This is a genomic window from Pseudomonas sp. NPDC090755, from assembly GCF_044769005.1.
Classification (GTDB): Bacteria; Pseudomonadota; Gammaproteobacteria; order Pseudomonadales; family Pseudomonadaceae; genus Aquipseudomonas.
In genome coordinates, this window is the sequence record NZ_JBIVXC010000060.1 from 1 (window position 1) to 1,739 (window position 1,739).

Below are 1,739 nucleotides of genomic sequence, written 5' to 3' on the forward strand. Positions count from 1 at the left end.
ACCAACCCCATGAACGATTCGGTGATCAGCGTGACCGGGTTGTATTCCTTCCAGGCTTTCCAGATGCCGTTGATGAGCCCATCACTGAACGCGGTCGCAACACCGGCCCACTTCTCCTCAAAGAACGTGACGATCTGGCCCCAGTTTTTATAGATGACGTAGGCTGCGCCGCCGATAGCAGCTACCGCGGTGAGGAACCAGCCGACCGGGGTCATGGCAATGGCGAGGCCGAGTCCTTTGAACGCCAGCGCCAGGTTGAGAATGCTCATCAGCAGGCCGCCACCGAGGTAAGCCCCCAGCGCAACGAGCACCACATTGGCGCCGCCGAAGGTGTCAGCGAGCCAGCCAAAGGCCTTGATCACCGGCTGAATACCATCGTAGAGCCGTCCAAGAAAACCGGTGACCTTTTCGATATTGCCAGGCAGGTTCTCGGCGAAGCTTTTGGCAAAGGCACTGATCTGCGGCCGGTACTTGATGACCGTACCGATCAGCTTCTCGCCGAGCACGTTCAGTTGCGGAACCAAGGCAGCGCCAATGGTATTGCCCACCCCCTTGAATGCCATCGACAGTTTGTCGAGCAGGTCCCCGAACTCTTCACCCTGCTTAACCGCATCATCCTCCAGCACAACGCCAAGACGCTTGGCTTCAGCGGCCATCTCAGCGATACCGCCTTTTCCCTCTCGAATCAGCGGGAGCAGTTCCGTTGCGCTCTTACCAAAAATCTTCACTGCGGCCTGCGCCTGCAGCGATGGGTCTTTGATCTTCGTAATTCGGTCGACGAATGTGTCGAACAGCGCGTCGGTGCTTTTCAGTTTGCCGCCTGCATCACGGATGTTGATGCCCAGACCGGCAAACATCTCCTTGAGTTCTTTCGAGCCCTTGGTCGCAGCGCCGACATTGAGATTCATCTTCTGCAGCGCACCCGCGAGCGTCTCGGATGAGGAACCGGTGAGTTGGGCGGCATAACCCAGTTCCTGGAATCGCTCGCGGCTTATCCCGGTCCGCGCCGCGACATCCCCGATTGTGCCGGTCGCATCTGCATAGCCCTTGAAGAACAAGCCGAACGAAGCACCGGTGACGCCAAGCGCAGCCCCAAGCCCCAAGATTTTTGTAGAGCTTTCGCCCACAGCAGTGCCAATGCCGCCGAGCGCGCCGCCGACGTTCTTGAGGTTCTGGGTGAAGACCGGTAGCCCTGCCCGATCCAGCGACCGGGTAATGCCAGCGCTTACCGCCTGGACCTTGCCCATGACTCCGCGCAGAGGAGCAGTCAACTGGTCGACAGCCTTGATGATTACATTCAATCCGTAGGATTTCTCTGCCACTCTGCCCACTCCTCTGCTCGCTCAAGCCACCAGTTCAGTTCCTCGAAGTCCATTTCCATGGCTTCCGATGGCTGCACGCCCAACACTTTGACGACAACGGTTACGCCGGCTGCCCAGCCCCGAGGCGATCCAGCAAAAAATCGCGTGCCTCCTGAATGACCACACCCTGGTCTTCTTCGCCCAGTTCCTCAATGAACGCCGGCGGACGGCCGGCCATCTTCGAACCGAGGTCAATGAGGGTGGAGAAGTCGAGGTCGACTGCCCCACTGCCCTTACCGTCGGAGGTGACACGCAACGAGTGGCCGCGCAAGTACTTGAGCTTGCGGGTCAGGGTCAGCTCGCTGATGGTTTCACTGCCGAACGCGACTGGTTCCTTCAGGACAATCTGCTTTTCCTTCGCCATTACTTGACCTCCTC

At 58.8% G+C, this 1,739-nt stretch carries 2 protein-coding genes; both read right to left on the reverse strand.

The window, feature by feature from the left end; all coding sequences use genetic code 11:
* Positions 1-1,322 (reverse strand): phage tail tape measure protein (locus ACIQUS_RS27255; RefSeq protein WP_403054285.1); only part of this gene is annotated, 1,322 nt, incomplete at its 3' end.
* A gap of 100 nt (positions 1,323-1,422) precedes the next feature.
* Positions 1,423-1,739, reverse strand: a 317-nt coding sequence (locus tag ACIQUS_RS27260; RefSeq protein ID WP_403054288.1) for a phage tail assembly protein, incomplete at its 5' end; no start/stop codon positions are given.